At 63.8% G+C, this 13082-nt stretch carries 12 protein-coding genes; all 12 read left to right on the top strand.

Features of this window, described 5'->3' with window-relative positions:
- The 12 genes from IVB36_RS33290 (at position 1) to IVB36_RS33235 (ending at position 13056) form a co-directional block, all read left to right on the top strand.
- On the top strand, positions 1-1077 hold the full coding sequence (locus tag IVB36_RS33290; protein ID WP_247394442.1) for an aldose epimerase family protein: 1077 nt from the start codon (positions 1-3) through the stop codon (positions 1075-1077).
- Positions 1077-1955 carry an SMP-30/gluconolactonase/LRE family protein gene (locus IVB36_RS33285; RefSeq protein ID WP_018458624.1) on the top strand — a complete coding sequence of 293 codons (879 nt, stop codon included), beginning with the start codon at positions 1077-1079 and terminating at the stop codon, positions 1953-1955. Before IVB36_RS33290 ends, IVB36_RS33285 begins: the two co-directional genes overlap by 1 nt.
- A 69-nt stretch (positions 1956-2024) precedes the next feature.
- Positions 2025-3098 (top strand): multiple monosaccharide ABC transporter substrate-binding protein, encoded by a 1074-nt coding sequence (gene chvE, locus IVB36_RS33280; protein WP_007593237.1) that lies wholly within the window; start codon positions 2025-2027, stop codon positions 3096-3098.
- 185 nt (positions 3099-3283) lie between these two features.
- Positions 3284-4861 carry a multiple monosaccharide ABC transporter ATP-binding protein gene (gene mmsA, locus IVB36_RS33275; protein ID WP_085362415.1) on the top strand — a complete coding sequence of 526 codons (1578 nt, stop codon included), beginning with the start codon at positions 3284-3286 and terminating at the stop codon, positions 4859-4861.
- Positions 4858-6048, top strand: coding sequence for a multiple monosaccharide ABC transporter permease (mmsB, locus tag IVB36_RS33270; RefSeq protein ID WP_007608442.1), 1191 nt, complete (start codon positions 4858-4860; stop codon positions 6046-6048). The genes mmsA and mmsB overlap by 4 nt, the downstream gene beginning before the upstream one ends.
- Before the next feature lie 70 nt (positions 6049-6118).
- Positions 6119-6778: an HAD family hydrolase gene (locus IVB36_RS33265; protein ID WP_247394440.1), complete on the top strand. Its 660-nt coding sequence runs from the start codon at positions 6119-6121 to the stop codon at positions 6776-6778.
- 8 nt (positions 6779-6786) lie between these two features.
- The gene (locus tag IVB36_RS33260) at positions 6787-7737 is read left to right on the top strand and encodes a sugar-binding domain-containing protein (protein ID WP_247394438.1); all 951 of its coding nucleotides are present in this window, start codon (positions 6787-6789) and stop codon (positions 7735-7737) included.
- A gap of 373 nt (positions 7738-8110) precedes the next feature.
- A complete protein-coding gene (locus IVB36_RS33255) occupies positions 8111-9421 on the top strand; it encodes a sugar ABC transporter substrate-binding protein (RefSeq protein ID WP_247394434.1) in 1311 nt (436 codons plus the stop codon).
- Between the two features lie 90 nt (positions 9422-9511).
- Positions 9512-10384, top strand: coding sequence for a sugar ABC transporter permease (locus tag IVB36_RS33250; RefSeq protein WP_247370832.1), 873 nt, complete (start codon positions 9512-9514; stop codon positions 10382-10384).
- A 3-nt stretch (positions 10385-10387) separates the two neighbouring features.
- Positions 10388-11218, top strand: a complete 831-nt coding sequence (locus IVB36_RS33245; protein WP_085352347.1) for a carbohydrate ABC transporter permease — start codon at positions 10388-10390, stop codon at positions 11216-11218.
- A 16-nt stretch (positions 11219-11234) separates the two neighbouring features.
- Entirely contained in the window at positions 11235-12242 is a 1008-nt protein-coding gene (locus IVB36_RS33240) for an ABC transporter ATP-binding protein (RefSeq protein ID WP_247394428.1), read from the top strand.
- A gap of 40 nt (positions 12243-12282) precedes the next feature.
- Positions 12283-13056 carry an SDR family oxidoreductase gene (locus IVB36_RS33235; protein ID WP_018458634.1) on the top strand — a complete coding sequence of 258 codons (774 nt, stop codon included), beginning with the start codon at positions 12283-12285 and terminating at the stop codon, positions 13054-13056.
- Positions 13057-13082 lie beyond the last annotated feature (26 nt).

Genomic DNA, 13082 nt, shown 5'->3' with positions numbered 1-13082 from the left:
ATGGCTGGATCGAAAACAGAAAGAGACGTGTTCGGAACGCTGCCGCACGGCCGCAAGGTGGACCGCATCGTGCTGCGCGGCGAGGGCGGGTTCGAGGCGCGCATCATCACCCATGGTGCAGTCTTGCAGGCCTTGATCGCGCCGGACGGCAAGGGCGGCCACGACGACGTCGTGCTCGGCCATGATGGGTTTGCCGGCTATCTCGCCGAACGAAAGTTCTTCGGCGCCACCGTCGGCCGCTACGCCAATCGCATCGCCAACGGACAATTTTCGCTGGACGGCGAGACGGTGCAGCTTCCCGTCAACAACGGTCCGAATGCGCTGCATGGCGGCCTCGACGGCTTCGACCGCAAGCTCTGGGACATTGCGGAGGTCGACGATGGCGCCGAGCCCGCGGTCACGCTGACCTACACGAGCTCGCATGGCGAGGAAAACTATCCCGGTCGGCTCGATGTGCGCCTGACCTATCGTGTTACCGGCCCGGCTGAGCTATCCCTGATCATGGAGGCGCGGACCGACCGGCCGACCATCGTCAACCTGACCAACCACAGCTTCTTCAATCTGGAGGGCGCGACATCAGGCACGCCCATTCTCGATCACAAGCTGACGGTCGCGGCCGGGCATTTCCTCGCGATCGACCCCACGGCCATTCCGTTGCCGGAGCCGCCGCGCAGCGTTGCCGGCACGCCGTTCGATTTCCGGGAGCCTCGGCCGATCGGCGAGCGCATCCGCGAGAGCGACCAGCAATTGCGCAACGGCAGGGGCTACGACCATACCTACTGTCTCGCGCGCGACGGTAAGCTCAGTCTCGCGGCGCGACTGGAGGCGCCGCGCTCGGGGCGCATCATGGAGCTGTTCACCGATCAGCCCGGTCTGCAGGTCTATTCGGGCAATTATCTCGACGGCACGATTTCGGGCAAGGGCGGCAAGCTCTACCGGCAGTCGGACGCGATGTGCCTGGAGCCGCATATCTGGCCGGACGCACCGAACCGGCCGGATTTCCCGAGCCCGCGCCTAGCGCCCGGCGAGGTCTATCGCCATCATACGGTCTATCGCTTTGCGGTGAGGACGTCCTGATGGAACAGGTGCCGACCTCGGTTCTTTCGGACGATCCTTGCCATCTCGGCGAGGGGCCGACCTATGACGTGACCACGGACACCGCCTGGTGGTTCGATATCCGGGAGGGGCGACTGTTCGAGGCGCAGCTCGGCAGCGGCAGCATTCGCGTTCATGCGCTGGGCCGGATGGCGAGCGCGCTTGGGCGGATCGATGCCGAAAGGCAGTTGATCGTCGCGGAAGACGGCCTCTATATCCGCAAAATTGCCGACGGCGCGATGAGGCTGCTCTGTCCGCTTGAAGCCGACAATCCCGCGACCCGCTCCAACGATGCCCGCGTGCATCCCTCCGGCACGTTCTGGATCGGCACTATGGGTCGGAAGGCGGAAGCAGGGGCAGGCGCGATCTACGCGTTCCATCACGGCGAGATATCGATGCTGTTTCCGCGCATCAGCATTCCCAACTCGATCTGCTTCTCGCCCGATGGCGCCACGGGCTACTTCGCCGACACGGCGCGCGCGGTGCTCTACGCGGTGCCGCTCAATCCCGTCACCGGCCTGCCGCGCGGCGAGCCGGAGGTGCTGCTGCGCCACACCGGCGTTGGCGGCCTCGACGGTTCGGTGTGCGATGCCGACGGGCAGATTTGGAACGCGTGCTGGGGCGCGAGCCGCATCGACGTCTACTCTCCGCAAGGCGAACGCCTGCGTTCGCTGAGCGTGCCGGCAAAGCAGGCGAGCTGCCCCGCTTTTGTCGGTCCTGGTCTGTCGCGTCTCCTCGTCACCTCGGCCTGGCAGGACATGGATGCGGCGGCGCGTGCCGCCGATCCGCAAGCCGGCTACACCTTCCTGTTGGAGGCCACCGCGCGCGGTCGCGCGGAGCCTGACGTCAAGCTCGCATAGGAGGCTAGAAGCCGCACACCAAATTTCTCGACGACAGAAAAAACAGTCTGACATCCAAGGGAGTGAAACATGTTGAAACTGAAGACGACCTTCCTCGCGCTGGCGCTGGCCGGCGCTGCGACGATGGCCGCGGGCGTCACCGCCTCGGCCCAGGACAAAGCAACAGTCGGCATCGCCATGCCGACCAAATCGTCGGCGCGCTGGATCGACGATGGCAACAATATGGTGAAGGTGCTGAAGGAGCGCGGCTACAACACCGACCTGCAATATGCCGAGGACGACATTCCGAACCAGCTCTCGCAGGTCGAGAACATGGTGACCAAAGGCGCGAAAGCGCTGGTGATCGCCGCGATCGACGGCACCACGCTCTCCGACGTGCTCAAGCAGGCGAAAGCAAAAGGCATCACCGTGATCGCCTATGACCGCCTGATCCGCGGCACGCCGAACGTCGACTATTACGCCACGTTCGACAATTTCCAGGTTGGCGTGCTCCAGGCCGAATCGATCGTGCAGGGCCTCGGTCTTAAGGACGGCAAGGGCCCGTTCAACATCGAGCTGTTCGGCGGCTCGCCCGACGACAACAACGCTTACTTCTTCTACAACGGCGCGATGAGCGTGCTGAAGCCGTACATCGACAGCGGCAAGCTCGTCGTCGTCTCCGGTCAGATGGGCATGGATAAAGTCGCGACGTTGCGCTGGGACGGCGCCACCGCGCAGGCCCGCATGGACAATCTGCTCAGTGCCTACTACGGCAACAAGAAGGTCAACGCGGTGCTGTCGCCGTATGACGGCCTGTCGATCGGCATCATCTCCTCACTGAAGGGCGTCGGTTATGGCAGCGCCGGCCAGCCGATGCCTATCATCTCGGGCCAGGATGCCGAGGTGCCCTCGATCAAGGCGATGCTGCGCGGCGACCAGTATTCGACCATCTTCAAGGACACCCGCGATCTCGCCAAGGTGACCGCCGACATGGTCGACGCTGCGCTTGCCGGCAAGCAGGTCACCGTGAACGACACCAAGACCTACGAGAACGGCGCCAAGACCGTGCCGTCCTATCTGCTCAAGCCGGTCGTGGTCTACAAGGACAATTGGGAGAAGGTCCTGGTCGACAGCGGCTACTACAAGAAGTCGCAGTTCCAGTAGGCTTCTTTTCTTTTCCCTCTCCCCGCTTGCGGGGAGAGGGTTAGGGTGAGGGGAAGCCTCCGCGAGGAAGGAAGCAGTGCGTCTCGCGGAGACTCCCCCTCACCGGATCGCATCGAACGATGCGATCCGACCTCTCGCCGCGAGCGGGGAGAGGTGATCTAACACTGATTGAGGGACGTGAAATCATGACCGCAATGCTGGAGATGCGTAACGTCAGCAAGAGCTTTTCCGGTGTGCAGGCGCTGCGTGATGTCAACTTCTCGGTTGAAGCCGGGCAGATCCACGCCCTCGTCGGCGAGAACGGTGCCGGCAAGTCCACGCTGATGAAGGTCCTCAGCGGCGTCTACCCGGCCGGCAGCTACGAGGGCACCATCATCTTCGATGGCGAGGAGCGCCGCTTCCGCGACATCAACGATTCCGAGGCGCTCGGCATCATCATCATCCATCAGGAGCTGGCGCTGATCCCGCTGATGTCGATTGCCGAAAACATCTTCCTGTCGCATCCGCCGTCAAAGCTTGGCGTCATCGACCGCGACGAGGTGTATCGGCGCACGCGCGACCTGCTCGCGCAGGTCGGCCTCAAGGAATCGCCGGATACGCTGATCACCGATCTCGGCGTCGGCAAGCAACAGCTGGTCGAGATCGCCAAGGCGCTGTCCAAGCGGGTGCGGATGCTGATCCTGGACGAGCCGACCGCGAGCCTCAACGAGGCCGACAGCGCCGCACTGCTGGAGCGGCTGATGGCGTTCCGCGCGCAGGGCATCGGCTCGATCCTGATCTCGCACAAGCTGAACGAGGTCGCCAAGGTCGCCGACCACATCACGGTGCTGCGCGACGGCCGCACCGTCGACAGCATCGATTGCCACGCCGAGCCGATCCAGGAAGACCGCATCATCCGCAGCATGGTCAACCGCGATCTCGCCCACCGCTTTCCGGAGCGCAGCGCAAAGATCGGCGAGCCCGTTCTCACCGTCGAGAGCTGGTCGGTCTACCATCCCATCCATCCCGAGCGGCAGGTGATCAAGAACGTCGATTTCAGCGTGAAGCGCGGCGAAGTCGTCGGCATTGCCGGATTGATGGGCGCCGGCCGCACCGAATTCGCCATGAGCCTGTTTGGCCGGTCGTGGGGCACCACGATCAGCGGTCGCATCCGGCTCGAGGGTCATGAGATCGTGCTGCCCAACGTGGCGGCCGCGATCGACGCCGGCCTTGCCTATGTCACGGAGGACCGCAAGCAGCTAGGGCTGATCCTCGCCGACGACGTCCGCAAGAACATCACGCTCGCAAGCCTCGACCAGGTCGCTCCTCGCCGCGTCATCGACGACATTGCCGAGCTGAAGGTCGCCAGCGACTACCGCAACCGGATGCGCATCCGCTGCTCCGACGTCTATCAGGAGACCAGCCAGCTCTCCGGCGGCAACCAGCAAAAGGTCGTGCTGTCGAAATGGCTGATGACCGACCCCAAGGTCTTGATCCTGGACGAGCCGACCCGGGGCATCGACGTCGGTGCCAAATACGAGATCTACTGTATCATCAACGAGCTTGCAGAAGCCGGCCGTGGCGTGGTGGTGATCTCCTCGGAGATGCCCGAGCTACTCGGCATCTGCGACCGCATCTGTGTCATGAACGACGGCGCCTTCGTCGGCGAGTTCAAGGGACGTGATGCGACGCAGGAAAAGATCATGCGCGCCATCATGCGCAACGACAGAAATTATGGAAGCAGCGCCCTTGCGGGTGCGGAGATAGGAGGATCGCAGCCATGACCGACAAGACGGTTTCGCTGCCCGAGGAGGGCCGGCACGGCAGCTTCATCAAGAACAATCTGCGCAATTACGGCATGCTGATGTCGCTGATCGCGATCATGCTGTTCTTCCAGGTCATGACTGGCGGCACGCTACTGCAGCCGCTCAACCTGACCAATCTGGTGCTCCAGAACAGCTACATCGTCATCATGGCGCTCGGCATGCTGCTCGTCATCGTCACCGGCCATATCGACCTCTCGGTCGGCTCGGTCGCGGGCTTCGTCGGCGCGGTGGCTGCCGTGCTCATGGTGACCTACAAGGTCGACTACACGCTCGCCTTTATCGCCTGCCTGCTGCTGGGCGCGGCAATCGGCGCCGCGCAGGGCTATTGGGTGGCCTATTTCAAGATACCGTCCTTCATCGTGACGCTGGCCGGCATGCTGGTGTTCAAGGGCCTCGCGCTTGCGGTATTGCAAGGCCAGTCACTAGGACCGTTCCCGGCCACCTTCCAGAAGCTGTCCTCCGGCTTCATTCCGGAGATGCTGCCCGAGGCCGGCACGCTGCATCCGACGTCGATGCTGGTCGGTGCGGTGCTCGCGCTCGGCCTCGTCTACGCCAGCGCCAAGGGGCGCTCGCGCGAGCAGCTGCACGGCATCGAGGTCGAGCCTTACGCGTTCTTCCTCGGCAAGAGCATTCTCCTGGCTTGCGCTGTGCTCTATTTCACCTATCTGATCGCCTCGCATCGCGGTCTGCCGAACGTGCTGGTCATCATGACCGCGCTGATCGCGCTGTACGGTTTCGTCACCCGCCGCACCGTCATCGGTCGGCAGGTCTACGCGGTTGGCGGCAATGCGAAAGCGGCAAGCCTGTCGGGCATCAAGACGGAACGGTTGACCTTCCTCACCTTCGTCAACATGGGTGTGCTCGCTGCGCTCGCCGGCCTCGTCTTCGCCGCGCGCCTCAACACCGCAACTCCGAAGGCGGGCCTCGGCTTCGAGCTCGACGTCATCGCCGCCTGCTTCATCGGCGGCGCCTCGGCCTATGGCGGTGTCGGCCGTGTCGGTGGCGCCGTGGTCGGCGCCATGATCATGGGCGTGATGAACAACGGCATGTCCATCCTCGGCATCGGCATCGACTATCAGCAGGTCATCAAGGGCCTGGTCCTGCTCGGGGCGGTGTGCATCGACGTTTATAATCAGCGGAGATGAGGCTGCCGCCGACTACGATCGGCTTCAGTGAGCTATTGCTCAACAGGTGAGCATATGATCGAATGTCCGGATGGATCCTGGTCAGTTCGATCTCATTATCTTCGATTGCGACGGTGTGCTCGTCGACAGCGAGCTGTTGAGCTGTCAATGCCTGTCGGACGAGCTGTCCGAATCCGGGATATCGCTGACACTTGCACAAGCGCTGGAGCTGTTCCTTGGACGAAGCACGAGCGCAATTACTCGGCATTATCGCGAGCTCGGCCACGCAATGCCGGTCGATTTTCCGTCCCGGCTGAAGTCGCGCGTGTTGATGGCGTTCGAAAAGGCGCTTCATCCGGTTTCTGATGTCGATATGATCTTGTCGGGCCTGCGGGCACCATTCTGCGTGGCTTCCTCCAGCGACATCGACCGTGTCGCGCTCTCCCTTGACGTCACCGGCCTGCGGGCGCATTTCGGCGACCGGATCTACACCGCGCAGATGGTCAGGCACGGCAAGCCGGCGCCCGATCTCTTTCTCTACGCGGCCGAGCAGATGGGCGCGGAACCTGCGCGCACGCTGGTGATCGAGGATAGTGCGAGCGGCGTGCAGGCGGGCAAGGCGGCCGGCATGACGGTCCGGGGATTTGCCGGCGGCAGCCATTATCGCGGACGCGACGGGCAGGCTATATTGTCGGGTGCGGGGGCCGACCGGGTCTTCGCGCGCATGATCGATTTCTGGAAGGACGACTGACGCCTGCCATGGCCGCCGAGAACGAAAAGTCCAGGCTCGACGACGCCGCGCGTGCCGGCTGGCTCTATTTCATTGCCGGTCACACCCAGGACGAGATCGCGAAGATGCTCCACGTGTCGCGCGCGTCGGCGCAGCGGCTGGTGTCGCTATGTCTCGCCGAACGGCTCATCACCTTCCGGCTCGAACACCCCATCGCCGCGTGCATGGAATTGGCGGCGCGTCTGAAGGAGCGTTTCGAGCTTACCCATTGCGAGGTGGTGCCGGCTGATCCCGCCGCGCCGCAGGCCACAGCGGGCATAGCCGAACGCTGCGCCAACCTGCTCGATTCCACTCTGCGTTCGGAAACCCCCGTCATCGTCGCGCTCGGGACGGGACGCGCCGTGCGCGCCGCGGTCGAGCGCGTCACGCCGATCGACCGGCCCAATCACCAGATCGTCTCGCTCGTCGGCAACATCTCCGCCGACGGTTCTGCGAGCTTCTACGATACCGTCGGCCGGCTCGCCGACCGCACCGGCGCACGGCATTATCCGATGCCGCTGCCGTTCCTGATGTCGTCCGAGGACGAGCGCAACAAAATGGTCCGGATCGAGCCGATCGCGAAGGTGAAGGCCGTCGCGGCCAAGGCGGATTTGCGCCTCGTCGGCATCGGCCAGATGGACCAGAAGGCGCAGGTCCATGTCGACGGCTTCGTCACCCGCGACGAATTGTTCGAGATGATGCGGCAAGGGGCGATCGGCGAGATCACGGGCTGGGCCTATGATTCCAAGGGCCGCCTGCTGAAGGCCGGCACCAACAAACGGTTGACCAGCATTCCGCCGGAGGTCCCGGCGAAGACCACGACGATCGGCGCCGCCGTCGGCGCAGCCAAGGTGCCGGCGATCGCGGCGGCGCTGAATGGGCGGCTGATCAACGGTCTGATTACGGACGAGGCGACCTCAATGGCGATTCTGGAGCGCTGAGGCGGTTCGTCGTTTCCGCGCGGGGCGCGAGGCAGGGATTTCGCCACCCACGCCGCTGTCGTCGTCCGCGACCCGGCTACGCCAAGGCTTCGCCGGGGTTGAGGTCAGGGGGCGCCGAAGGTTTAGCGAAGGCGGCAGGCGGACGATCCAGGACGCCGCAGCGCCGCTTGAGGCAAACCGACAGACGGCACGGAGTACTGGATGCCCCCTTCGCGGGGCATGACGGGGAGGGCGACGCACGAGCTCCCCCGCATCGCAGCACTCATAAGTTGCCGAAACGTCCGCGCGCCTGCTTGACAACGGCCCGCCCTCAGCCGAACATACGCCCAACGTGTGGGCATATGCTCAAAAGCGCGAGCTTAGGGAGGTCACCGTGAAACACGTCCTCGGCGCCGTCTGTGGCGCGTCTGTCCTGCTGGCTGTCCCCGCGATGGCCGAAACGACCCTGACGATTGCCACCGTGAACAACGGCGACATGATCCGCATGCAGGGGCTGACGGGTGAATTCACCAAGAAGAACCCCGATATCAGCGTCAAATGGGTGACGCTGGAAGAGAACGTGCTGCGCCAGCGCGTCACCACCGACATCGCCACCAAGGGCGGCCAGTTCGACGTCCTCACCATCGGCACCTACGAGGTGCCGATCTGGGCCAAGAAGGGTTGGCTGGTGCCGCTCGCCAATCTCGGCGCCGACTACGACGTCGCCGACCTCCTGCCCAAGATCAAGGATGCGGTCTCGGTCGACGGCAAGCTCTACGCCGCGCCATTCTACGGCGAGAGCTCGATGGTGATGTACCGCACCGACCTGTTCGACAAGGCCGGCCTCAAGATGCCGGAAAGCCCCACCTGGGATTTCGTCGTCGACGCCGCCAAGAAGCTCACCGACAAGAGCGCCGGCGTCTACGGCATCTGCCTGCGCGGCAAGGCCGCCTGGGGCGAGAACATGGCGTTCCTCTCCGCCATGGCCAATTCCTACGGCGCGCGCTGGTTCGACGAGAAGTGGCAGCCGCAGTTCAACACGCCGGAATGGAAGGCGACGCTCACGACCTATGTCGACCTGATGAAGCAGGCCGGCCCTCCCGGTGCGAGCTCGAACGGCTTCAACGAGAACCTCGCGCTGTTCAATGCCGGCAAGTGCGCAATGTGGATCGATGCCACCGTCGCGGCGTCGTTCGTCACCAACCCGAAGGACTCCAAGGTCGCCGACAAGGTCGGCTTCGCGCTGGCGCCCAACACCGGGCTCGGCAAGAACGCCAACTGGCTGTGGGCCTGGAGCCTCGCAATTCCCGCCGGCTCGAAGAAGGCCGAAGCCGCCGAGAAGTTCATCGCCTGGGCCACCAGCAAGGATTACACCAAGGTCGTGGCTGCGAAGGAGGGCTGGGCGAACGTGCCGCCGGGCACCCGAACCTCGCTCTACCAAAACCCTGATTATCTGAAGGTCGCCCCGTTCGCCAAGCTGACGCTGGCCTCGATCGATGCCGCCGATCCGAACAAGCCGACGGTGAAGCCGGTGCCCTACGTCGGCGTGCAATATGCGGCCATCCCCGAATTCCAGGGCATCGGTACGCAGGTGGGCCAGCAATTCTCGGCCGCGCTTGCGGGATCGATGACGGTCGATGCCGCGCTCACCGCGGCGCAATCTTCAACCGAGCGCGAGATGAAGCGCGCGGGTTACATCAAGTGAGCTCGAGCTCTCCCTCCTGAGCTCAGACTTGCGGCCATCCACCGCTCCAGGTGGATGGCCGCCTTCTTCCCGCAAGCGGAGAAGCCAAGAATGGCAACCCGGCAGACGCAGCTTCTCGCACGGACGCTCCTGACGCCGGCCGTCGGGCTGCTGTTCATCTGGATGATCGTCCCGCTCGCGTTGACGATCTATTTCTCGACGCTGCATTACAGCTTACTCGATCCCGGCTCGGAAGCGTTCGTCGGGCTGGAAAACTTCCGCTACTTCCTCACCGACCCCGCGTTCCTCGCCTCGCTCCAGAACACGCTGGTGCTGGTCGGCTCGGTGCTGGCGCTGACCGTCCTGCTCGGAGTTCCGCTGGCGCTATTGCTCGACCAGCCGGTGATCGGCCTCAACATCGTGCGGTTGATGGTGATCGCGCCGTTCTTCGTGATGCCGACGGTGAGCGCGCTGGTCTGGAAGAACCTGCTGATGCATCCTGTGTCCGGGCTGTTTGCCTGGATCGCCTCGGTGTTCGGGTTGACGCCGATTGACTGGTTTACCGACGCGCCGCTGCTCGCCGTGATCCTGATCGTGTCCTGGCAATGGCTGCCGTTCGCGACCCTGATTTTGCTCACCGCGATGCAGTCGCTCGACGAGGAGCAGAAGGAAGCCGCTGAAATGGACGGTGCCAGCGCGGTCTCGACCTTCATCTACATCACGCTGCCGCACCTCGCGCGCCCCATCACGGTGGTGATCCTGATCGAGACGATCTTCCTGCTCACCGTCTTTGCCGAGATCTACGTCACCACGGGCGGCGGCCCGGGACTCTCGACCACCAACATCGCCTTCCTGATCTATTCGCAGGCACTGATCCAGTACGATGTCGGTACTGCCTCGGCAGGCGGCCTCGTCGCTGTCGTGATCGCCAACGTTGTTGCCTTTTTCCTCGTCCGTATCGTCGGTCGCAACCTGGAGGCATAAGACATGGCGCGTACGGCGACGAGGCAGCGGGTGGTGGTCTCGACCATCGGGGCGTGGTTCTTCGGCTTCCTGATCTTCTTCCCGATCCTCTGGATGGTATTGGCGAGCTTCAAGACCGAGCTCGAGGCTTTCGCGATCCCGCCGTCCTTCCTGTTCTTCCACTGGACCGCGGAAAACTACGCGACGGTGCAGGAGCGCAGCGATTATGTCCTCCACGCGATGAACTCGATCATCATCGCCGGCGGCTCGACCTTGATCGCGCTTTTGATCGCGATCCCCGCGGCCTGGTCGATGGCGTTCTCGCCGACCAAGCGCACCAAGGACATCCTGCTCTGGATGCTCTCGACCAAGATGATGCCGCCGGTCGGCGTGCTGGTGCCGATCTACCTGATCTACAAGTCATTCGGCCTGCTCGATTCCCGCATCGGCCTCGTCTTCATCCTGTGTCTCGGAAACTTGCCGATCGTGATCTGGATGCTGTTCACATATTTCAAGGAGATTCCGCGCGACATCCTGGAAGCCGCGCGCATGGACGGCGCCACCATCGGCCGCGAGCTGATCTACGTGCTGACGCCGATGGCGATCCCGGGGCTCGCATCGACCATGCTGCTGAACCTGATCTTGGCTTGGAACGAGGCGTTCTGGACGCTCAATCTGTCGACCTCGAACGCTGCGCCGCTCACCACGTTCATCGCGTCCTATTCGAGCCCGGAAGGGCTGTTCTGGGCAAAGCTGTCGGCGGCTTCCACGTTGGCGATCGCGCCCATTCTCGTCCTCGGTTGGTTCAGCCAGAAGCAGCTCGTGCGCGGGCTCACCTTTGGCGCGGTAAAGTAGGAAGGGCTGCCGGATCATGGGTCAGATCACACTTGAGGACGTGCAGAAATCCTTCGGCCCCGTGCACATCATCAAGGGCGCGGACCTGGAGATCGCCGATGGGTCGTTCGTGGTGTTCGTGGGGCCGTCGGGCTGCGGCAAGACCACGCTCTTGCGGCTGATCGCGGGGCTCGAGGACGTCTCCGGCGGCAAGATCCTGATCGACGGCAAGAACGTGGTCGACACGCCGCCGGCCAAGCGCGGGCTCTCGATGGTGTTCCAGTCCTATGCGCTCTATCCGCATATGAGCGTGCGCGGCAACATCGGCTTCGGCCTGAAGATGGCGGGGCTGGCCAAGGACGAGATCAACCGTAAGGTCGACGCCGCCGCCGCAACGCTGAACCTCACGCCCTATCTCGATCGCAAGCCGCGCGAGCTCTCCGGCGGCCAGCGCCAGCGCGTCGCGATCGGGCGTGCCATCGTCCGCGAGCCCAAGGCGTTTTTGTTCGACGAGCCGCTCTCCAACCTCGACGCGGCGCTGCGCGTGCAGATGCGGATCGAGGTGACGCGGCTCCAGAAGCAGCTCGGCACCACCGCGATCTATGTCACCCACGACCAGGTCGAGGCCATGACCATGGCCGACAAGATCGTGGTGCTCAACGGCGGCAAGATCGAGCAATACGGCTCGCCGCTGGAGCTCTACGAGAAGCCGGCCAACCTCTTCGTCGCCGGCTTCATCGGCTCGCCCAAGATGAACTTCGTGACCGGCGAGCACGCCTTGCAGAAGGGCGCAGCAACGATCGGCGTACGGCCTGAGCATCTCAAGATCGAGCGCGACGGTGCCGGCGGCTGGCAGGGAACGATCGCGGTGGCCGAGCACCTCGGCAGCGACACCTTCCTTTATGTCGATGCCGGTCAGCTCGGCATGCTGACGGCGCGCTACATCGGTGAGTTGAGCCTGCACGCCGGCGACCATGTATCGCTGCTGCCGGAGCCCGCGCGCATCCATCGCTTCGACGCAAGCGGCAGCGCCATCCGGGGCTGACAAGAAACGGCAAGAAACGGCAAGAATCGGAAAAAGCAACATGTACCTGGAAAAATTCAAGCTGAACGGCAAGACCGCGTTCATCACCGGCGGCGGGCAAGGCATCGGCTTCGCCTGCGCCGAAGCGCTGGCTGAAGCCGGCGCCAGGGTCGTCATCGGCGATCGCGACAGTAAGGTCGCCGACAGTGCAAAAGCCAGCCTGAAGGCGAAGGGGTATGACGCCGAGACGGCGATCATGGACGTCACCGATACCAAGCGCGTGGCGGAAGTGGCCAACGACGTCGTTGCCCGGCACGGCAAGGTGGACATCCTCGTCAACAACGCCGGCATCGCCCGCAGCGAGACGCCGGCGGAGACCGTGACCGACGAGCACTGGCTCAATGTGATCGACGTCAATCTCAACGGCACCTTCTGGTGCTGCCGCGAATTCGGCAAGCACATGCTCAAGGCGAAGAGCGGCGCCATCGTCAATGTCGGCTCGATGTCCGGCTTCATCGTCAACAAGCCGCAGGAGCAGTGCTTCTACAATGCGTCCAAGGCCGGCGTGCACCATCTGACGAAATCGCTCGCCGCCGAATGGGGCGCGCGCGGCATCCGCGTCAACGCGGTGGCGCCGACCTATATCGAGACGCCGCTCAACGCCTTCGTGAAGAGCAATCCGAGAATGTACGACGCCTGGATCGGTGGAACCCCGATGGCGCGGATGGGGCAGGTCGAGGAGATCGCCTCCGTGGTGCTCTTTCTCTCGTCCGAGGCCGCGAGCCTGATGACCGGCAGCATCGTGCTGGTGGATGGCGGCTACACTTGCTGGTAGGCTTGCGTCAAAACTGACGAGAGCTT

The sequence above is a fragment of the Bradyrhizobium sp. 35 genome (assembly GCF_023073215.1).
Lineage (GTDB): Bacteria > Pseudomonadota > Alphaproteobacteria > Rhizobiales > Xanthobacteraceae > Bradyrhizobium > Bradyrhizobium canariense_D.
Note: the sequence above shows the minus strand (reverse complement) of the source record. Positions and strands in the feature narration are given on the sequence as shown.

Bases quoted from the DNA above. Each gene is read 5' to 3' on its own strand.
- IVB36_RS33235 (WP_018458634.1), top strand. From the start codon at position 12,283: ATGTACCTGGAAAAATTCAAGCTGAACGGCAAGACCGCGTTCATCACC.
- IVB36_RS33260 (WP_247394438.1), top strand. From the start codon at position 6,787: ATGGCCGCCGAGAACGAAAAGTCCAGGCTCGACGACGCCGCGCGTGCC.
- mmsB (WP_007608442.1), top strand. From the start codon at position 4,858: ATGACCGACAAGACGGTTTCGCTGCCCGAGGAGGGCCGGCACGGCAGC.
- IVB36_RS33240 (WP_247394428.1), top strand. From the start codon at position 11,235: ATGGGTCAGATCACACTTGAGGACGTGCAGAAATCCTTCGGCCCCGTG.
- IVB36_RS33285 (WP_018458624.1), top strand. From the start codon at position 1,077: ATGGAACAGGTGCCGACCTCGGTTCTTTCGGACGATCCTTGCCATCTC.
- mmsA (WP_085362415.1), top strand. From the start codon at position 3,284: ATGACCGCAATGCTGGAGATGCGTAACGTCAGCAAGAGCTTTTCCGGT.
- IVB36_RS33250 (WP_247370832.1), top strand. From the start codon at position 9,512: ATGGCAACCCGGCAGACGCAGCTTCTCGCACGGACGCTCCTGACGCCG.
- IVB36_RS33245 (WP_085352347.1), top strand. From the start codon at position 10,388: ATGGCGCGTACGGCGACGAGGCAGCGGGTGGTGGTCTCGACCATCGGG.
- IVB36_RS33265 (WP_247394440.1), top strand. From the start codon at position 6,119: ATGGATCCTGGTCAGTTCGATCTCATTATCTTCGATTGCGACGGTGTG.
- IVB36_RS33290 (WP_247394442.1), top strand. From the start codon at position 1: ATGGCTGGATCGAAAACAGAAAGAGACGTGTTCGGAACGCTGCCGCAC.
- chvE (WP_007593237.1), top strand. From the start codon at position 2,025: ATGTTGAAACTGAAGACGACCTTCCTCGCGCTGGCGCTGGCCGGCGCT.